General features: G+C 68.2%; 18 protein-coding genes and 1 pseudogene. 6 read left to right on the top strand and 13 right to left on the bottom strand.

Annotated elements, in window-relative coordinates:
- Window positions 1-5: 5 nt before the first annotated feature.
- From O7605_RS21850 to O7605_RS21815, 8 genes are all read right to left on the bottom strand, one after another.
- Window positions 6-929, bottom strand: a complete 924-nt coding sequence (locus O7605_RS21850; RefSeq protein WP_269740873.1) for a branched-chain amino acid ABC transporter permease — start codon at window positions 927-929, stop codon at window positions 6-8.
- A complete protein-coding gene (locus O7605_RS21845; RefSeq protein ID WP_269740872.1) occupies window positions 889-1,596 on the bottom strand; it encodes an ABC transporter ATP-binding protein in 708 nt (235 codons plus the stop codon). Before O7605_RS21845 ends, O7605_RS21850 begins: the two co-directional genes overlap by 41 nt.
- Window positions 1,593-2,426: an ABC transporter ATP-binding protein gene (locus O7605_RS21840; RefSeq protein ID WP_269740871.1), complete on the bottom strand. Its 834-nt coding sequence runs from the start codon at window positions 2,424-2,426 to the stop codon at window positions 1,593-1,595. Before O7605_RS21840 ends, O7605_RS21845 begins: the two co-directional genes overlap by 4 nt.
- Window positions 2,427-2,525: 99 nt before the next feature.
- On the bottom strand, window positions 2,526-3,872 hold the full coding sequence (locus O7605_RS21835; protein ID WP_269740870.1) for an ABC transporter substrate-binding protein: 1,347 nt from the start codon (window positions 3,870-3,872) through the stop codon (window positions 2,526-2,528).
- Between the two features lie 19 nt (window positions 3,873-3,891).
- The gene (locus O7605_RS21830) at window positions 3,892-4,332 is read right to left on the bottom strand and encodes a nuclear transport factor 2 family protein (protein ID WP_269740869.1); all 441 of its coding nucleotides are present in this window, start codon (window positions 4,330-4,332) and stop codon (window positions 3,892-3,894) included.
- Between the two features lie 227 nt (window positions 4,333-4,559).
- Window positions 4,560-5,891, bottom strand: coding sequence for a dihydrolipoamide acetyltransferase family protein (locus O7605_RS21825; RefSeq protein WP_269740868.1), 1,332 nt, complete (start codon window positions 5,889-5,891; stop codon window positions 4,560-4,562).
- 16 nt (window positions 5,892-5,907) lie between these two features.
- A complete protein-coding gene (locus tag O7605_RS21820) occupies window positions 5,908-6,882 on the bottom strand; it encodes an alpha-ketoacid dehydrogenase subunit beta (protein ID WP_269740867.1) in 975 nt (324 codons plus the stop codon).
- 14 nt (window positions 6,883-6,896) lie between these two features.
- Complete coding sequence (locus O7605_RS21815) at window positions 6,897-7,856, bottom strand: thiamine pyrophosphate-dependent dehydrogenase E1 component subunit alpha (RefSeq protein ID WP_269740866.1); 960 nt, start codon at window positions 7,854-7,856, stop codon at window positions 6,897-6,899.
- A gap of 223 nt (window positions 7,857-8,079) precedes the next feature.
- Here O7605_RS21815 and O7605_RS21810 point away from each other — a divergent pair, with 223 nt between their 5' ends.
- Complete coding sequence (locus tag O7605_RS21810; RefSeq protein ID WP_269740865.1) at window positions 8,080-8,820, top strand: TetR/AcrR family transcriptional regulator; 741 nt, start codon at window positions 8,080-8,082, stop codon at window positions 8,818-8,820.
- A gap of 125 nt (window positions 8,821-8,945) precedes the next feature.
- Here O7605_RS21810 and O7605_RS21805 read toward each other — a convergent pair whose 3' ends face one another.
- On the bottom strand, window positions 8,946-9,554 hold the full coding sequence (locus O7605_RS21805) for a TetR/AcrR family transcriptional regulator (protein WP_269740864.1): 609 nt from the start codon (window positions 9,552-9,554) through the stop codon (window positions 8,946-8,948).
- Window positions 9,555-9,719: 165 nt separating this feature from the next.
- Here O7605_RS21805 and O7605_RS21800 point away from each other — a divergent pair, with 165 nt between their 5' ends.
- Genes O7605_RS21800 through O7605_RS21790 form a run of 3 tightly spaced genes read left to right on the top strand, consistent with a single transcriptional unit; the run spans window position 9,720 to window position 12,702 of the window.
- Window positions 9,720-10,925: an acyl-CoA dehydrogenase family protein gene (locus tag O7605_RS21800; RefSeq protein WP_269740863.1), complete on the top strand. Its 1,206-nt coding sequence runs from the start codon at window positions 9,720-9,722 to the stop codon at window positions 10,923-10,925.
- On the top strand, window positions 10,922-11,953 hold the full coding sequence (locus tag O7605_RS21795) for a phosphotransferase family protein (RefSeq protein ID WP_269740862.1): 1,032 nt from the start codon (window positions 10,922-10,924) through the stop codon (window positions 11,951-11,953). The genes O7605_RS21800 and O7605_RS21795 overlap by 4 nt, the downstream gene beginning before the upstream one ends.
- A 23-nt stretch (window positions 11,954-11,976) precedes the next feature.
- Window positions 11,977-12,702: an SDR family NAD(P)-dependent oxidoreductase gene (locus tag O7605_RS21790; RefSeq protein WP_269740861.1), complete on the top strand. Its 726-nt coding sequence runs from the start codon at window positions 11,977-11,979 to the stop codon at window positions 12,700-12,702.
- A gap of 177 nt (window positions 12,703-12,879) precedes the next feature.
- Here O7605_RS21790 and O7605_RS21785 read toward each other — a convergent pair whose 3' ends face one another.
- The 4 genes and pseudogenes from O7605_RS21785 to O7605_RS21775 form a co-directional block, all read right to left on the bottom strand.
- Entirely contained in the window at window positions 12,880-14,508 is a 1,629-nt protein-coding gene (locus O7605_RS21785) for a glucuronyl esterase domain-containing protein (protein WP_269740860.1), read from the bottom strand.
- Window positions 14,509-15,163: 655 nt separating this feature from the next.
- Window positions 15,164-15,301: pseudogene (locus tag O7605_RS32200) on the bottom strand (cyclophilin-like fold protein); the annotation flags it as partial.
- 13 nt (window positions 15,302-15,314) lie between these two features.
- Window positions 15,315-15,557, bottom strand: coding sequence for a hypothetical protein (locus O7605_RS21780; protein ID WP_269740859.1), 243 nt, complete (start codon window positions 15,555-15,557; stop codon window positions 15,315-15,317).
- Between the two features lie 3 nt (window positions 15,558-15,560).
- On the bottom strand, window positions 15,561-16,580 hold the full coding sequence (locus tag O7605_RS21775) for a zinc-dependent alcohol dehydrogenase family protein (RefSeq protein WP_269740858.1): 1,020 nt from the start codon (window positions 16,578-16,580) through the stop codon (window positions 15,561-15,563).
- 149 nt (window positions 16,581-16,729) lie between these two features.
- Between O7605_RS21775 and O7605_RS21770 the strand changes: the two genes are divergently transcribed.
- A complete protein-coding gene (locus O7605_RS21770) occupies window positions 16,730-17,614 on the top strand; it encodes a helix-turn-helix domain-containing protein (RefSeq protein WP_269740857.1) in 885 nt (294 codons plus the stop codon).
- A complete protein-coding gene (locus tag O7605_RS21765) occupies window positions 17,614-18,024 on the top strand; it encodes a (R)-mandelonitrile lyase (RefSeq protein ID WP_269740856.1) in 411 nt (136 codons plus the stop codon). Before O7605_RS21770 ends, O7605_RS21765 begins: the two co-directional genes overlap by 1 nt.
- Window positions 18,025-18,330: the final 306 nt, after the last annotated feature.

Below are 18,330 nucleotides of genomic sequence, written 5' to 3'. Positions count from 1 at the left end.
GGCGCTCATACCCGCGCCACCTCCTTCGAACCGAGGAGTCCGGCCGGGCGCACCAGCAGGACGGCCAGGATGGTGGCCAGGGCGAACACGATCGTGAGATCGGAGCCGATCCACGGGATGTAGGTGGCGGCGAGATTCTGGCCGACACCCACCAGCAGCCCGGCGATCACCGCGCCGATCGGACTGTCCCAGCCGCCCAGGGTTGCGGCGGCGAAGGAGTAGATGAGCACGCCGAACATCATGTGGGGTTCGAGGAACAGCTTCGGAGCGATCAGAATCCCGGACATCGCCCCCATTCCCGCAGCCAACGCCCAGCCGAGACTGAGCACCGCGCCGATCGGGATGCCCACCAGCTGGCTGGAGGTGCCGTTGTCCACCACCGCGCGCATGGCCAGACCCACCTTGCTGCGTTGAAACAGCAGAAAGAGCAGGAATGTTGCCGCGAGCACGATTGCCAGCGTCCCGAGGGTGGCGATCGAGGTCCGTACCGGCCCGATGTCGAGGGTTCCATCCGGGAGCAGGCTGGGGAACGGCCGGATCGTGTACGACCAGATCCAGCCCGCCAGGCTGTTGAATATCAGGAACAGGCCGAGTGTGACGATGATGATGGTCAGCTCGTCGCGCTTGCGGAACGGTCGGATCAGCACGCGCTCGATCCCGGCGCCGGCCGCCATCGACAGCACGACCGTGATCAGAAAGGCGAGCCAGATGTTCAGCCCGATCGCGGTCAGTTGCCAGGCGACGAAGGTGGAGAACATCGCCATCTCACCCTGGGCGAGGTTGATCACGCCGGTGGAGCGGAAAACGAGCACGAGCGCGACGGCCAGCGACGCGTAGATTGCTCCGTTGCCGATCCCGGACACTATCTGCTCTGCCAGTTGCTCCATGTCAGTACCCCAGGTAGGCGCGGCGGAGGTGCGCGTCGCCACGCAGCTCGTCGGATGTGGCGGCGGCGACGACCCGCCCGGTCTCCAGCACGTACGCATGGTCGACGAAGGCGAGGGCCAGCTCGGCGTTCTGCTCCACGACCAGAATCCCGACGCCCGAATCGCCGTGGATCTCCCGGAGGATGGCGAACACATCCGCGGTCACCCTGGGGGCGAGGCCGAGCGACGGTTCGTCGAGCAGCAGCAGCCTCGGCCGCAGCATGAGCGCTCGGCCGATGGCGAGCATCTGCTGCTCCCCACCGCTGAGCGCGGCTGCCTTCTGCCGCCGCCGCTCCCGCAGCACCGGGAAGTAGCCGTACACCTTGTCGATGTCCTCGGCCACCTCGCCGTCCTTGCGGGTGAAGGCGCCGACCGTCAGGTTCTCCTCGACCGTCAGCTGGCCGAACGTGCCCCGGCCCTCCGGCACGTGCGCCACGCCACGGGACACGATCTCCTGCGGTCGGCGACCTCGAATCTCCTCGCCGTTGAAGCGGATCGAGCCGGTGACGTCGATCAGTCCGCTGATCGCCCGGAGCAGAGTGGACTTCCCGGCCCCGTTCGCGCCGAGTACGGCGACCCGACCGGCGGGAGCGATACGGACATTGAGGTCCCGCACGGCGTTGCGCCCCCCGTATCCGGCCGTCACGTCGCTGAGTTCGAGCAGAGTCATGACGTACCCCCGTCCCGGGCCGACGACTCGCCGAGGTAGGCCGACACGACGGCGTCGTCGCTACGAATCTCGGCCGGTGTCCCCTGCGCGAGCACCTGTCCGAAGTTCAGTACGACGATGTGGTCCGACAGATCCATCACCATGCGCATGTTGTGCTCGACCAGCAGGATGGTGAGCCGGTAGGTCCGCCGCAGCGTTCGGATGAGGTCGGACAACTCGTCGACCTCGGCCGCGGACAGACCGTTCGCCGGTTCGTCGAGCATCAGCAGCGACGGCTCGGCGGCGATGGCACGAGCCAGCTCGATCCGCTTGAGTGTGCCGAACGGCAGGGCGTCCGGGCGCAGCGAGGCAACCTGGGCGAGCCCGAGGTCGCGGAGCACGATCTCGGTACGCTCCCGCGCCTCACGTTCACGCCGGGCGGTACGAGCGAACCCGATCCCGGCGCTGATCACGCCGTGTCGGCTGCGGGCGTTGGCGCCGAGCAGCACGTTCCCGCGCACGTCGAGCGCGGGAACCAGTCCCAGATTCTGGAACGTACGGGCGACGCCGAGCTGCGCGATCTGGTGTGCCGGCCGGGTCAGCAGATCGACGCCGTCGAACCGGACCGATCCGGTGTCGGCGCGATAGGCCCGCGTGATGACGTTGAACAGGGTCGTCTTGCCGGCACCGTTCGGTCCGATGAGCCCGACAACCTGGTCGCGGCCCACGGTGAAGCTGACGTCGTGCAGTGCACGCAAGCCGCCGAAACGGATACCGACGTCGCAGACCTCTAGCAGGGTGTTCTTCCCCGCCTCGGGCTCGCTTCGTCGGGCGAGCAGCTGGTCGGTCATGTCTCTCCTTCGCCGTCGTGGTTGCGACCGGAAACAGGTTCGGGCGGTGCGGCCACCGGCTACCGGTGCGGCGCCCTGCGGCGCCACACCGGTCCCGGTCTACTGACCGGAAAGCTGTTCGACGGTGAGTTTCGGCGTGCGGCCCTGCAGATTGAGAGGCCCGCCGAGAGAGACCCACTTCTCCCCCTCGAACCTCATGAGTTGCAGGGATTCAACGGGAAATCGGTGGTCGGGAGTGGTGTTGATGCTGCTGCCCGGGATCAGCATCGGGTGCTGGATGTTGGACATGCTCAGGGCGGCGTCCATCAGCCCCTGGCGGGTGGGCTCCTCCATCAGTTTCAGCGCCTCCACCAGGGCGTAGAAGTGCATGAAACCGTGCACCGGCATGTTCTCGCTGAGGTTCTGCACGGATCCGTAGTTGGTCAGGATGTCCTTGTACTCGCGCATCCCCTCGTCGGCCTCCCACTGCGGATCGGCAGGGTCCTTGAAGTAGAGCGCAGTGATGACACCTTGGGCCTTGTCGAAGCCGGCCGGTTCGATCGTCGCCGAGATCGACGCGGATGGGCTGGGCAGCAGGGTGGTCTGCGGATCCCAGCTCGACTGGGCAAGGTTGACCAGTGCCTGTGCCGCGAACTTCGGCGTGGTGATCAGGTTGGCGACGGTGGCGTTGCTGGCGGCGAGGCGGGCCATCTGGGAGTCGACGCTCGCGTCGGCCGTCTCGTACGACTCCTTCGCCACGATCTTGATGTTCGAGTCGGACTGCTCGACAGCCCACTCGAATCCGGCGAGGAAGTCCTTGCCGTAGTCGTCGTTCTGGTACAGGATCGCCACGGTGGCGTCGGGGTCCGCCTGCTCAAGGTGCTGCACGAGGGCGGTCGACTCCAGCGAGTAGGCCGGCTGGAAGCCGACCGTCCACGGCCAGACGTCGGGTTGGGCTCCCCACTTCGTCGCACCGGTGGCGGCGAACAGGTGCGGCACCTCGGCGTTGTTCAGGTACTCCACGATCGCCGAGTTCGGCGGCGTGCCCACCACACCATTGATCGCAAAGACGTTGTCCGACTCCACGAGTCTGCGGACCTGCTCAAGTGACTTGCCGGGGTCGTACTGATCGTCGCGTGCCTCGACGACCAGTTTGCGGGTCTTGCCGTCGGCGCTCTGGATACCGCCCTGGACCTCGTTGACGTACCTGACGTACGCCTCCGCGCCCTTGTACTGATCACCGTAGGCGGAGACGGGGCCGGAAAACGGGTAGGTGACGCCGATCTTGATTTCGGTGTCGGTGATACCGGGATCGGGGTAGGCCGACCCCGAGTCGCCGTTACCGCCGCTGACCGCCGAACCGGAGCAGGCGCTGAGCAACAAGGCGGCTGCGAGAGTGGCCGCGCCGGCCAGCCTGATCCGGACCGATCCACGCCGGTAGCGGCGGTGTTCCGTGAAGCGGGTCATCGTCTTCCTCCAGGTCAGGTCAACGTGCGGCGGCGGAGGTCGGGAGGGGGAACTGCATCTGCTTGAACGCGAAGTCGTACAGGTCGAAGAAGTCCTCAAGCTTGACGATCTTGTCGCCGTCGAAGGTGGCGATGCTGACGACATCGAGGAGGTAGCTGCGGCCGCTCGGGGCGAGCTGGCGGCGTGGGCTGACCCGGAATACCCCCGAGTGCGTCGCCCGCGCCTCGAACCGCATGACAACGGTGTCGCCCTCGGCCACGAACGGCTTGTACGTGAGGTTCTCGTCGGGGAATGCCTCGGTCAGGGTGAGCATGTACGAACGGATGGCGTCCTTGCCCCTGATCACGCGGCCGGGGCAGGTGTAGACGGCGTCGTCGCTGAAGTAGGAGAGGTAGCCTTCCAGGTCGTGTGCGTTCCAGGCGTCACACTGTGCGGTGGCCAGGGCCTTGAGGTCTGCCATTGCGGTCCTTCCGCTCGTCCTCGCCGCGCTACGAGTCGACTGACCAGTCGGTGGAACTGTGTCGGATCGTAAATTCGCGGTTTCGGCGTCGTCAACGATCTGTACGTGATCGACCGTCCTGACCTGGACGATCAGCGGCTGACGTATGACTGTCGCCGCGTGGAGCGTGGTGTCTGCCAGTAGGGGCAGTGACGGGATCCCGGGGCTGCAATCGACCATTCGGTCGGTTAGGGATCAGTCTCGGACTCCAGATTGCGACGCAGGACGCCGGTGAACCGCGCGGCGGTAGCGCCGTCGAGTACCCGATGGTCGAACGCCGAGGTGACGGTGAGCGACGGCCGTACCGCGATGGCACCGTCCACCGCGGTGACCACGTCACGAACGGCACCGGCGAAGACGATGCATGCCTGCGGCAGCGTGACCAGCGGAGTGCCGTGGTCGACGCCGTACATGCCGAGGTTCGACAGGGTGATCGTGCCGTCGTTGACGTCCGCCAGGCCGAGATCACCAGCCCGGGCCCGCTGCACCAGTTCACGCAGCCGCCTCGCACGACCACTGATCGTGTATTCCTGGGCCGACCGCAGGACCGGAACCTGCAGTCCCGAGGGCGTGTCCACGGCGATGGAGACGTTCACGTCGCCCCACATGACGACGTCGTCCCCCTCGAAACTCGCGTTCGCCTCCGGCACCTCCCCCACGCTGCGCACCAGGGCATCGAGGATCAGGTCGTTGAACCCGATCGGCAGTCCCGTACGCTCGCGCAACCCGTCGCGGCGGCGGCGCAGGGCGGTCGCGTCGACCTGGACACCCTGGCTGAACTGGGGAATCTCCGTCCAACTGCGCGTCACCACGGACGCCATCCGTCGGGCGATCGGAGCCAGCGGCATCCGCTGGCGGATGCGCGGTGCACCCGGGCGGGCAGGGACGCTCGTGGATCGGGGCGGCGCAGCGGCAGGCGACGGCGCAGGGACCGGCGGCGGAGCAGGGACCGGCGGCGGAGCAGGGACCGGCGACGGGGCAGGGACCGGCGACGCAGACGGCTGCGCCGCGACGGATGCCGGCGCGTGCGACTCCACATCCCGCTCGGTGACCAGACCGTCCGGGCCCGTGCCCGGGACGTCGCTCAGGTCCACCTCCAGACGACGGGCCAGAGCCCGCGTGCGTGGCATCGCCCGGACCGGTCCGGTACGCGGGAGGCCCGTCTGCGGGGCATCGACCGGCGCCGACGGCAAGTCGGCCAGACCGGGCTCACCGGTGGCCGGTGCCGACGCCCGCCCCGCGATGAGATCGTCGACAGCGGTTTCGGCCACGGTGTCCGGATCGGCGGGGTCGGCCGCCACGGCGATCAACGCGCCGACCGGCACCGTGCTGCTCGGTTCCACGAGTATCCGCAGCATTCGACCCGGCAGGCTCGCCTGCACGCTGGCCGTGACCTTCTCGGTCTCCACCTCGTAAAGGTCGTCGCCCGCCTCGAAGCTCTGCCCCGGCTCGACCAGCCACGCGACGAGCAGCCCCTCTTCCATGGTCTGCCCCAGCCGGGGCAGGAACAGCTTGTGCATCCTGTCCTCCGTTTCGTCAGCCCATGGCGCGACGGCAGGCCGCCACGAAGTCGTCGGTGGTCGGTATGGCCAACTGCTCCAGCTCCGCGCTCTGCGGCAGCGGAATGTCCTTGCCGCAGACCCTGGTCACCGGTGCCGCCAGGTACTCGATCGCGGCCTCGGCCACCAAGGCGGCAACCTCGTTGGCAGCTCCCCCGGCCGCGGGTGCCTCGCTACCGACGACCAGCCGTCCGGTACGGCGGACCGAGGCCAGGATCGTCTCGGTGTCCAGCGGGCGAACACCCCGCGGATCGATCACTTCCACCTCCACGCCCTCTGCCGCCAACTGCTCGGCGGCGGCCGTCGCCCGGTGCACCATGGAGGTCCACGCCACGACCGTGACGTCGCGGCCCGGGCGTACGGTGTTGGCCACCCCGATCGGCACCAGGTGCTCGCCGTCCGGCACCTCGCCCTTCAGGCCGTACAGCCCCTTGTGTTCGAGGAAGACGACGGGGTTGTCGGATCGGATCGCGCTCTTCAACAGGCCAAGGGCGTCGGCCGGGGTCGCCGGCGTCACCACGTGCAGGCCGGCGGCGGACAGCAGCAGACCTTCCGGGCACTGGGAATGCTCGGGCCCAGCGCCGTTGGCCGCGCCTTCCGGTGCCCGGATGACAAGCGGCACGGTGAACAGGCCGCCGTGCATGTACCGCCACTTGGCCGCCTTGTTGTACACCTCGTCCATCGCGACCTCGATGAAGTCCGCGTACTGAAGTTCGACCACCGGCCGGGTGCCGGTGAGTGCCGCTCCGACGCCACCACCGACGAGGAAGTTCTCCGAGATGGGCGTGTCGAAGACCCGGTGCTTGCCGTACTTGGCCTGGAGCCCCTTGGTGACGCCGAAGACGCCGCCGAAGGCACCGACATCCTGGCCCATCACGAAGACCGTGTCGTCGCGCTCCAGTTCCTCGTCGATGGCCCGGCGGATGGCCTTCGCGTAGCTCATGATCGGCATTTATCAAGCTCCGTTCAGGCGTACACGTGCTGGAGGATGCGGGAGGGGCCGGGCTTCTCGCCGCGGAGCGCGACCGTGGCGGCTTCCTCGATCTCGGCCGCAACCTCGTCGTGCGTGGCCCGCAGCCACTCCCTGGTCGCATCACCGGCCTGGAGCATCCGTTCGGGGTACGTCGTCAGCGGGTCGCGCGCCTGCCAGGCGGCGAGTTCCTCCGCCGTGCGGTAGTTCGTCGGATCCCCCTCGTAGTGACCGCGGAAGCGGTAGGTCATCGCTTCGATGAGGGTCGGGCCGGCACCGGCCCGGGCCCGGTCGACCGCGGCGGCGACGGCGGTGTAGACCGCGTCGGGGTCCATGCCGTCGACGACCTCGCCCGGCATGCCGTAGGCGGCGGCACGGTCGGCGACCTGCGGCACGCTGAGCGCCTCGGCGGCGGGAACGGAGACGGCGTAGCCGTTGTTCTCGCACAGCCAGATCACCGGCAGTTTCCACAGCGCCGCCGCGTTGGCGGCCTCGTGGAAGGTGCCCCGGTTGGCGGCCCCGTCACCGAAGAAGCAGAGGACGACCTGGTCGGTGTTCCGGTGTCGGATACTGAGGCCGGCGCCGGCGGCGATGGGAAAGGAACCGCCAAGGGTGCCGCTCTGGCCGAGCACTCCCACCTCGGGCCAGGCGATGTGCACGATTCCTGCGCCCAGACCGCCTGTGGTGCCCTGCGTGGTACCGAGGAAGTCGCCGAAGAGGCGGTCGATCGGTACTCCTTTGGTGATGGCATGCCCCATGCCGCGGTGGTCGTAGAGCAGGTAGTCGTCCTGGCGGAGGACCGCGGTCGCACCGACCGCGGTCGCCTCCTGACCACGGCCGGCGTGGTAGAAGCCGGAGGTACGGCCCTCCTCGATGAACCGCAACAGCCGGCCCTCCCAGAGGGCGACGCGCAGTATCTCCCGGTACAGGCGGCGACGCACATCACGCGTGACCATCGTGTCCTCCCTGTCGGCGGACCGTGCCGACCGACTGGTCGGTCGGTTGGCTGTTTCGTCGCACAGTAGGGATGGCCTGCCGGAGGTGTCAAGGGTTCTGCAGTCGCACCGCGCTACCATGGCACGACCTGCGGGTACTCGGCTCAGAACCAGCGGCGGGTCGACACACCCGACCAGTCGGTCTAGCCTGAGAGCCAGAGATCGAAGTCGGTAGGAGTGGCTGGTGAAGAGATCGGACAGCCGTACGCCCCCGGGCACCAGGGCGGCGTCGGCCAATCGACTGGCGCGGCGCCGCATGACCGCCGAGGAGCGTCGGCGCGAAATCCTGCACACCGCCGCCAACTTGTTCGACGACCGCGGTTATGCCAGCACGACCATGGACGACATCGCGGAGGTCGTCGGCGTGGCGAAGGCGACGCTCTACCACTACTTCCAGAGCAAGGACGAAATCCTGCACTGGATCCACGACGAGCTGATCGAGCTGCTGGTCTCCCGTCATCAGCGGCGACTCGGCGCCGGGCTCGGGCCCGACCAACTTCTCCTGGAGGTCATGGCCGACATCCTCGAACTGATGGAGACACACCGCGGACACGTGCGGGTGTTCTTCGAACACTTCCGTGAGTTGCCGGCATCAGCTCAGGACAACATCCGGGAGAAGCGCCAGCGTTATGACGACATGGTGCTCCAGGTGTTCACCGACGGGATCGGCAGCGGGGTGTTCCGCGACGTCGACGTCCGCCTCGCCTCCTTCGCCGCCTACGGCATGTGCAACTGGGCCTACCAGTGGTACGAGCCTCGTGGTGCGCTCCGGTCGCGCGAGGTCGCGTACCAGTTCTGGAGTTACCTGGTTCGCGGCCTGGCGCCGGACCAGAAAATTCCGGATCCCGCCAACCGCCGGACGCACGTATCGAATCCGCCGGCCGTCGCCCGCCTCGACGGTGATGCCGTGCCGAATCCGGCATGACAGCCCCGCCACGGCGGCCAGTCGCGAGGCCTCGCCGGTAGGCCGGCGAGAGCTGCTGGTGTCGGCGGAGCCAGTCAGTGCGGTGGCGACCGCTGGTTGACCGACACCGGCAGACTGCCGGCCGGTCATCGCATCAGGTGTGCGGTCGCGGCATCGTCGGCTGTCCGCACGCCGACCAGCCGCAGCGCGAACTCGCCGTACTGGTAGACGACCTGGTCCTCGGTCAGACCCCCACCCTCGCGGTACCACACGGAGGTGCCCATGCCGAGGTCCAGGATCGAGTAGGAGGCGAGCTTCGCCGACGACACCCTGAAGTGACCTGAACCGCGGCCCTCCTCGATGAGGTCGCGGAATGCGCGCTCGTACCGGGCCCGCTGATCAACCACGCCTTGGCGGTTGCGCTCGTCGAGGCTGGGGATCTCGCGGGTCCCGACGAACGCCTCCAGCCGGTGCCGGACGTGGAAGCGGACGTGGGACTCGGTGGCGCGACGCAGCCGCTCGGTCACGTCCGCACAGTCGGCTACCGCGGCGTGATGGTTGGCCAGGAGACGATCCATCGTCGCGGTCATGATTCCAGCCAGGATCTCCTGCTTGGAACCGACGTGCTTGTACAGGCTGGGGCCCCGGATGCCGACGGCGTCGCCGATGTCGGCCATCGTGGTGGCGCGGTAACCGCGCTCGGCGAACAGGCGAAGGGCGGCCTCGAAGATCTGCGCGTCCCGCGTGCCCGCCATGCGGTCAACCTCCCTTAGGAATCGAGCGGCTAGTGCTGATTATGGGATACAAGACACTACCTGAGCATGTCTCTTGACCACCAACCGAGGTCCTTGCTATCAAGAAGGCTAATCATCATTAGCCACCCGCGCTCCACGGGATCCGCCGCGACGTCAGGAGCCCTCTTGGCCATCACGCTGAACCACGAGCCCCACGTCGAGGAGTTGGCTCGACGGACCGCCACATTCGTCCGCGAGGTGGTGGTGCCGGAAGAGGAGCACCACGCCGACGCCCTCGCCGCCGACGGCGAGCGGTTGCGACTCCGGCTGCAGGAGGCGGCCCGGCAGGCAGGGGTGTTCGCACCGCACGTACCCGCGCGGTACGGCGGTCACGGGCTCGACATGCGCAGCCGGGCCGTGGTCTTCGAGGAGGCCGGCTGGTCGTTGTACGGGCCCCTGGCGCTCAACATCGCCGCCCCCGACGAGGCCAACATGCACCTGCTCGACGCGATCGCCACCGTCGACCAGAAGGAGCGCTACCTCCGGCCGCTGGCGGCCGGCCAGGTGAGATCCTGTTTCGCCATGACCGAGCCGAGCCCGGGTGCCGGCTCGGACCCGTCGGCTCTCGCCACCAGGGCGACCAAGGTCTCCGGCGGCTGGCGGATCGACGGGCACAAGTGGTTCACGACCGGGGCCGACGGGGCGGCCCTTGCCATCTGCATGGCCCGCACCTCAGGCGAGCCGGGCGACCGCGACGGCGCCACGATGTTCCTCGTGGACGCCGACAACGCCGGCATCCGGGTCGGACGTCACCTCGACACCATCGACCAGAGCTTCGTCGGCGGCCACTGCGAGGTGGTCTTCGACGGATGTGTGGTACCCGACGAGGCCGTGCTGGGCGAGGTGGGTGCGGGCTACCGCTACGCGCAGGTACGCCTGGGTCCCGGCCGCCTGTCCCACTGCATGCGCTGGCTCGGAATCGCCCGACGGGCCCACAGCATCGCACTGGGGTACGCGGCACACCGGCGCCTCTTCGGATCCCGGCTGGGCGATCTCGGCATGGCACAGGGGATGATCGCCGACTCGGAGATCGACATCAGCGCCGCCCGCGCACTCATCATGCAGGGCTGTTGGGATCTGGACACCAACGGGCCATGGAAGCAGTCGACCTCGATCGCCAAGACCTTCACGGCGGAAGCGGTGTGGCGGGTGGTGGACCGATCGATGCAGATCTGCGGCGGGCTCGGCATGTCCGGAGATGTCCCGCTCAGCCGTTTCCTCCGTGAGGTACGGCCGTTCCGGATCTACGACGGCCCCTCGGAGGTACACCGATGGTCGATCGCACTCTCGGCACTACGCCGGGCCAACTCGGACGGAGCGACCCCGGCGTGAGCAGCCAACCCAGAGGCCTCCCGCTGGAGGCATTGCAGCGGTACTTCACCGAGCACGTTCCCGAGGTGCGTGGCCCGGTCGAGGCCGAAATCCTGCACGGCGGCCGGTCCAATCTCACCTACCTGCTGACCGACGGGTACGCCCGGTGGGTGCTGCGTCGGCCTCCCCTCGGTGGACTCACACCGTCCGCGCACGACATGAGCCGCGAATACCGGGTCGTAGCCGCCCTGCACGGTACCGGCGTCCCCGTCGCCAGACCGGTGACGTTGTGCGAGGACGTCTCGGTCATCGGCGTGCCGTTCTCCGTCGTGGAGCACGTCCCGGGCCAGGTACTGCGGAGCCGGACGGATCTCAGCCGGCACGACGACGGTGATGTCGAACGATGCGCGTTCACGCTGATCGACGGCTTGGCACGGCTTCACGACCTGCCCTACCGGGACATCGGGTTGGCCGACTTCGGGCGCCCGCAAGGGTATCTGCGCCGGCAGGTGGACCGCTGGTACAGCCAGTGGCAGCGGGTGACCACCCGCGAGCTGACCGACATCGAGAAGCTGCGTGGCCAGCTCGCCGAGGATGGGCAGGCCGAAAGCGGCGCCTCGGTCGTCCACGGTGACTACCGCATCGACAACACAATCCTCGACGAGCAGGACATCGCGACGGTCAGAGCGGTCGTGGACTGGGAGATGGCAACCCTCGGTGACCCCCTGGCGGACCTCGGGTTACACCTGGTCTACCGGGATCCGGCGTTCGAGCCGGTGCTCGTGGGCTCGGCGGCCAGCGTGAGCGAGCGGATGCCGTCAGTGCAGAGTCTGGCCGAACGGTACGCCCGCGCTTCCGGTCGTGACCTGGGGCGGCTCGAGTACTACCTCGCCCTCGGCTATTTCAAAATCGCCGTCATCGCCGAGGGCATCCACGCCCGATACCGCCACGGGCTCACGGTCGGAGACGGTTTCGAGACCGTGGGAGCAGCCGTACCCGAGCTGGTGGCCGGTGGTCTGCGTGCGCTGCAGGTCGGGAGGCCATCGTGACACCGACACCGCCGTCCCGTCCGGTGGCGCTGGTCACCGGTGCCACCGGTGGCATCGGACGCGCCATCTGCCAGCGCCTGGCCCACACGGGGCACGACCTGACGATCTGCGCCCGCAACGCCGAACGCCTGGCAGAAGTCGCCGACGCGCTGCGTTGCCATGACGTCCAGGTGCGGGTCGAGTCAGCCGACATGGCGGTGGAGGCCGACGTACTGCGCGTCGCCCACGCGCACGTGGCGGCCTACCACCGGCTGGACGCGTTGGTCCTGGCGGCTGGCGTCGGCACGGCTGGTCCGATCGAGACGGTCGGCCTGCGCCGCTTCGACAAGCAGGTCGCGGTCAACGTACGGGCCCCCTACACCCTGGTCCACGAGCTCATGCCGCTCATGCGCGCCACTGCTGCCCAGGACGCGAGGAACGGCGCCAAGATCATTGCGATCTCGTCCATCACCGGTGTGTACGCCGAGCCCGGCCTGGCCGCTTACGGAGCATCCAAAGCGGCACTCGGCGCGTTGTGCCGGTCGATCAATGTAGAAGCCTCTGATGCCGGAGTGACGGCCACCGCAGTCAGCCCGGGTTACGTCGACACGGACATGAGCGCCTGGGTCCACAACCGGATCCCGCCAGAGAAGATGATCACGGCAGGTGACGTGGCCGAACTGGTGATGAGCCTGACTCGTCTGTCCGCGCAGACCGTGGTGCCGGAGCTGGTCATCACCCGAGCCGGTAATCAACTTTACCGCGCCTAACTTGATCTTCAACCTGTGTGGCGTGGCCGGGGGTTGGTCAGTGTCCACATCCCGGGGAACCTCAGCCCACTCCACTAAGCCTCCTGGGGAAGCAGCTGAAGAAGGGCGGCGAGCCCGACCGACTCCTTGTCACCGGAGGCCCGCCGCTCCGCTGATCACGAGCGGCGGGCACCGGTGTCATCCTGTGGTGCAGGACCTGACCTGAGGTCGGGCCCAGCTGTTGCCGTTCATCATGGTGGTGAAGCCGAACGTGTTTCCGCTGCCGTTTGACCGGACGGTCATGATGTTTCCGCTGGCGTCCCAGCTGAAGCTGCCGCTCCAGGTGGTCGAGACCTTCTGCGGCGCGGTGATGGCCACCACCACCGTCCAGGTGCTGGCCCCGCTGACCGTCACCGACGTGTTGTAGCGGTCGCCCCATACCGTGCCGGGCGTCATCGACGCGGTGCAACTGCCGCCGGTCGGGGGCGGAGTCGTGGGCGGCGGAGTGGTGGGCGGCGGGGTGGTGGGCGGCGGAGTCGTGGGCGGCGGGGTGGTGGGCGGCGGGGTGGTGGGGCCGTCAGCGAGGGTTGGCGTCTGCCAGTCTCGCCACTGAGCCAGGTTGCCGGCCGCCTTGCTGGCGATTCGCATGGTGCCCGCGGAGCTGCCCGTCTTCAGCAGAAACTTCTGGATGTGCTGCTGCAACGGGGTCCGCCATTCGGACCGGTTGGCGCAGTGACTGCCGTCCTGCACGTCCGACCAGTAAGTGATGTTGTCGCCCGCGCCGAGAGCCTTGTAGACCTCAGCGCCGCCCAGTGCCGCGACGCTGGCAGAGCGTGGCCCGAGGTTGGCGATGTGTGGGTTGTCCATGATGAACAGACCCCGTGGGGCGATCATCGCGACGATCTCGTGGGTGTCTACCGGCAGGTTGTTCGGGTTACCCGTGAAGGAGCCGAACGCGTCGCCGAGCCACGGCTGCTCGCCGTATGCGCTGCTCAGGCTCTGGGCACCCTCGCCGGGAATGCCGCGGAAGATGGGGACACCGGCGCTGCCAGACTCGATCGGCATGGTCAACGCGATGCGCTGGTCCAGCGCGCCGACCGCGAATGCGCCCTTACCGAATCGGGAACACCCGGTGACGCCGATGTCGGTCCGCAGGATGTTGCCGCCGTAGGACTCGATGACGTCGATGATCCGGCTCACCCCCCACGACCAGGCGGCCAGCAACCCGGTGCTGCTCGTGTTGCCGTAGATGCTGTAGAACGCGCCCTGCTTGTTGCTGCGCGGCGTACCCTCCCGACCAACGACGTAGGGGTCGTAGTTGATGACGGCTGCGCCAGCGGATCGAATGGCAGCCGTGTCCGCGCCGAAGCCACCCAACACCACCACGGCCGGGAAGGGACCGTTACCACTGGGCAACTGGACGCTCGCCGAGAAGCTGGAACTCCTACCGTTGTGCGACACGTTGACCGTGATGTTGCTGCTCGACACCGTCCCCGTGACGCTCGCCGGCTTCGCCGGCTTGTCACCGTAGACATAGCGTTCGACCAATTCCTTGATCTGTGCCCGCTGGCATCGCCAGTCCGCCCTGCTGGAGATACGCGAGCCGTCCAGCCTGCGGAACGGGTCGGGAAGCCGGGAGTTCGCGGTCAACGAGCCGGGCAACGACACCGAACAGTCGACGCCCTCGTCCTCCACGGCGGAAGCTGCCGCCAGAGCGGCAGTGCTGTTGTTAGCTACTCCGATAGCCGATCCACCGACGGCCAGCGCCCCGACCGCTATTGCGGCGAGCACCGAGCGAAATCTGGAACGGGCTGAGCGGATGTGCATGGCCGGTCCTCCCCTGAGGTGGTAGGTGGCTGCGCCACCTGTGTGCAGCGACTCAGCGAGCGGTCCGGCCACCAGCCCACATAGTCATGTTTCAATATGTTTGCCAACATAGCGTGACCGTCATTTGCTCGCAACCCATCGGACCAGCGCCGAACAACGGGCAGCCGCACGAAAACAACACGCGCCGTCCGATGAGAATCGTCGCCGGGCGGGGTCAGACTGGCCATCATGCAGGCAGCAAGCGCCGGCGCGACAAGAAAACTTTTGCCGCCGTGGTGCCACCAAAGCCGGGATCATCCGATCTTGGTTATCAAATTGCCATCGTTAGAAGTCGATGCCAGTGCGGCAGGCTCGGGCTCGCCGGGCGAGTAGCTCTCGCCGAATCCACATCGACGGTTGCCGTGCGACCTGGTTGGGCCCGGTGACCCGCCGGGCCCATCCCGCGCGTCACCGGAGTCCTCAGCGAGGATGCGACCTCGTGGACCGTCGCTGTTGACGCGCTTAAGGAGGACCATTATCAGGCACCGGCTACGGTGCGAGACCACGCGCCGCAGGGCGCGACCGCAGGAGTGTGACCCACGGTGACAGGTGGCCTCGCTTGCTCCGAGGATTGGCGGACACGGCTATTTCTTCCGATGAGACGGGTTGGTGTGGCTCAGGCGGCGTGGGGATCGACGGTAGCGGTAACGGCGCCGTCGAGGTCGGCGAGGCGGCTGGCGGCGTCGCCGTCGAGGCGGCCGAGGATAACGATGCCGGGGCAGTACGACTGATCGCCGTAGTAGAGGACGAGGTCGTTGCCGGGTGCGTCAGTACCCGATGATGGTGATCTGGATCTTCATCTCTTCACCCCGAGGCGCGGTCGTCTCGCTCGGCCGTACCGTGGCCGGGTCGGTAATGCCGGGCGGTGTTGCGGACGTTGCGCCGCCGGTGTCGGCGGACTTACCGATGCCACCGCAACCGGCGATGCTCAGGCCCAGGATCGCCGACAGCGCGGCGCGGACGGTCGCGCGCGAGGCTGGCATGGTGTCCTCCGGTGCCGGGTTGGGCATTTGTCAGAGTGTGAGCAGGACCTTGGTGGCGGTGCGCTGGTCCATCGCCTGGTAGCCCTCTGCGGCCCGGTCGAGCGGCAGGGTGCGGTCGAAGACCTTGCCGGGGTCGATCTTCCGGTCCCAGATGAGCTGGATCAGCTCGGGTAGGAACCGCCGGACCGGGGCGGGGCCGCCGTGGATGTGGACGCCCGCCATGAACAGTTCGTCGCCGGGAATCGCGACGTCGTGGGACACCCCCACGAAGCCGACGTGGCCGCCGGGGCGGGTGGAGTGAATGGCCTGCATCATCGCCTCCTGGGTGCCGACGGCCTCGATGACGCTGTGGGCGCCCAGACCACCGGTCAGCTCCTTGACCTTCTTGACGCCGGCGTCGCCGCGTTCGGTGATGATGTCGGTGGCGCCGAATTCTCGGGCGAGAGCTTGCCGATCGTTGTGGCGGCTGAAGGCGATGACGCGTTCGGCGCCAAGCTGCCGGGCGGCCAGGACGCCGAGTAGGCCGACTGCGCCGTCGCCGACGACCGCAACCGTCTTGCCGGGGCCGGCTTCGGCGGCGACGGCCGCGAACCAGCCGGTGCCGAGGACGTCGGAGGCCGCCATCAGCGACGGAATGAGGTCGGGGTCGGGCTGGCCGGGGGTCGCCACGAGGGTCCCGTCGGCGAGCGGGATGCGGGCCAGCTCGGACTGGGTGCCGATGGTGCCCATCAGGACGCGGTGCACGCAGTACGCCTGGTAGCCGGCCTGGCAGATGTCGCAGGTGTTGTCGGACGCCCAGAAGGAGCCGACGACGAAGTCGCCGACCTTGACGGTGCGCACGGCGGACCCGATCTCCTGGACGACACCGATGTACTCGTGGCCCATCACCTGGTGCTCGACCTGCTCGGCGCCGCGGTACGGCCACAGGTCGCTGCCGCAGATGCAGGTCGCGGCCAGCCGGATGATCGCGTCGGTCGGCTCGAAGATCATTGGATCCGGGCGCTCCTCGACGCGCACGTCCCCGGCCTTGTACATGACAACCTGACGCATGGTGGTGTGCTCCGTTCGCTTCGATTCCGACGCCCTCGGGACAACAACTGCACCCAGTCAAACTGCTCGCCCGAGGCGGGAGAAGTCCCTGTGGATGGGTGTACTGAGAGGGAACCCCTCAGCGGTGTCGTGCGGCCTACGCTCGATACATGGACAACCGCTCGGAGGTGCGCGACTTCCTGACCAGCCGCCGGGCCCGACTGACGCCCGAGCAGGTCGGCCTGCCGCCGACCCGTAGCCGGCGCGTCCCCGGCCTGCGGCGCAGTGAGGTCGCCGCCATGGCCGGGGTCAGCGTCGAGTACTACGCCCGGCTCGAACGCGGCCAGATCGCCGGCGCGTCGTCCGGCGTGCTGGAGGCCCTGGCCCGAGCGCTGCACCTCGACGAGACCGAGCGTGCCCACCTGTATGACCTGGCCCGCGCCGCCGACGGCATTCCGGCCTCGGGGCGGCCCCGGCGCCGCACCGCCACGAAGGCCGCCGAACGCCTCAGCTTGCGGTGGGCGTTGGAGGCGATCACCGACGGCGTCGCGTTCGTACGGGATCCGCAGCAGAACCTGCTCGCCACCAACACGCTCGGCCGCGCGTTCTACGCACCTGTCATCGGCGACGGTGGCCGTCTGCCGAACCTGGCGCGGTTCCAGTTCCTCGACTCGGCGTCACGCGACTTCTACCCCGACTGGGACCGCTTCGCCGAAATGTGCGTCGGCGTCATGCGCGCCGAGGCGGGCCGCGACCCACACGATCGCGGTCTGCAGGACCTCGTCGGCGAGCTGTCCACCCGCAGCGAGGACTTCCGCCGGCTCTGGGCCGACCACAACGTACGCACCCACGGCACCGGCACCAAGCGGTTCCATCACCCCTTTGTCGGCGATCTCACGCTCGCCTACGAGGAACTCGCGATCACCGCCGAACCAGGCCTGGTGCTGCTCGTATACACGGCCGAGCCCGGTTCGCCGTCAGCCGAACGACTTCGCTTGCTCGCCTCTTGGGCGGCCACCACCACCGCAGCAGTCCGCGACACCGAAGGAATCTGATGCAGATCACCCGCAGCTCCATCGCCACCGCCAAGGGACCCCGCGACTGGTTCACCGGCGACGTCTACATCGACGCCGTCGCCGCCGCGCCCCCGCCGTCGCGGGTCACCGCGAACCTGGTCCACTTCATGCCCGGCGCCCGAACCCACTGGCACCGCCACCCCCTGAGCCAGACCGTCTTCGTCACCGAAGGCGTCGGCCTGTGCCAGCGCCGCGGCGGGCCCGTCGAAGTCATCCGCCCCGGCGACCGCGTCCTGTTCGAAGCCAACGAGGAACACTGGCACGGTGCCGCACCCGACCGCCTCATGGTCCACCTCGCCATCAACGAGGCCGACGACCACCACGACGTCGTCCACTGGCTCGAACCCGTCAGCGACGGCGAGTACGCAGCAGCCCCCGCCATCGGGTAGGAACCGCTGAGGCATTACCGGAAAGGGCAGGCCGGCTGAGTCACCTCCCCCACGAGACCGTCCTCGGAAGCGAGCGGGCCTACCAGCACGGCCCGGCGCCCGGTCTGCTTGAGCTGGAGCCTGGGGCGCAGTCAACGCCGTCGGTGATGAGGACGAAGTCCATGGCGAAGCTGAGCAGGCCACAAGCGGTCAGTCGCGTGCTCGATGTCGCCACGCGACGGTCAACACCGCGCGGGTGGGAGAGCGCCGCCGACGCTCTCCCACCCGCCTCAGGTGAGGTCCCCGAAGGGCCGGAGACCTCACCTT

This window comes from Verrucosispora sp. WMMA2121 (assembly GCF_027460185.1).
Classification (GTDB): domain Bacteria; phylum Actinomycetota; class Actinomycetes; order Mycobacteriales; family Micromonosporaceae; genus Micromonospora; species Micromonospora palythoicola.
The sequence above is the reverse complement of the archived record's forward strand: the minus strand, read 5'-3'. Positions and strand labels throughout refer to the sequence as shown.

Coding starts and splice junctions, on each gene's coding strand:
- O7605_RS21825 (WP_269740868.1), bottom strand. CDS start 5,891: ATGCACAAGCTGTTCCTGCCCCGGCTGGGGCAGACCATGGAAGAGGGG.
- O7605_RS21775 (WP_269740858.1), bottom strand. CDS start 16,580: ATGCGTCAGGTTGTCATGTACAAGGCCGGGGACGTGCGCGTCGAGGAG.
- O7605_RS21815 (WP_269740866.1), bottom strand. CDS start 7,856: ATGGTCACGCGTGATGTGCGTCGCCGCCTGTACCGGGAGATACTGCGC.
- O7605_RS21770 (WP_269740857.1), top strand. CDS start 16,730: ATGGACAACCGCTCGGAGGTGCGCGACTTCCTGACCAGCCGCCGGGCC.
- O7605_RS21840 (WP_269740871.1), bottom strand. CDS start 2,426: ATGACCGACCAGCTGCTCGCCCGACGAAGCGAGCCCGAGGCGGGGAAG.
- O7605_RS21845 (WP_269740872.1), bottom strand. CDS start 1,596: ATGACTCTGCTCGAACTCAGCGACGTGACGGCCGGATACGGGGGGCGC.
- O7605_RS21805 (WP_269740864.1), bottom strand. CDS start 9,554: ATGGCGGGCACGCGGGACGCGCAGATCTTCGAGGCCGCCCTTCGCCTG.
- O7605_RS21835 (WP_269740870.1), bottom strand. CDS start 3,872: ATGACCCGCTTCACGGAACACCGCCGCTACCGGCGTGGATCGGTCCGG.
- O7605_RS21830 (WP_269740869.1), bottom strand. CDS start 4,332: ATGGCAGACCTCAAGGCCCTGGCCACCGCACAGTGTGACGCCTGGAAC.
- O7605_RS21820 (WP_269740867.1), bottom strand. CDS start 6,882: ATGCCGATCATGAGCTACGCGAAGGCCATCCGCCGGGCCATCGACGAG.
- O7605_RS21785 (WP_269740860.1), bottom strand. CDS start 14,508: ATGCACATCCGCTCAGCCCGTTCCAGATTTCGCTCGGTGCTCGCCGCA.
- O7605_RS21765 (WP_269740856.1), top strand. CDS start 17,614: ATGCAGATCACCCGCAGCTCCATCGCCACCGCCAAGGGACCCCGCGAC.
- O7605_RS21780 (WP_269740859.1), bottom strand. CDS start 15,557: ATGCCCAACCCGGCACCGGAGGACACCATGCCAGCCTCGCGCGCGACC.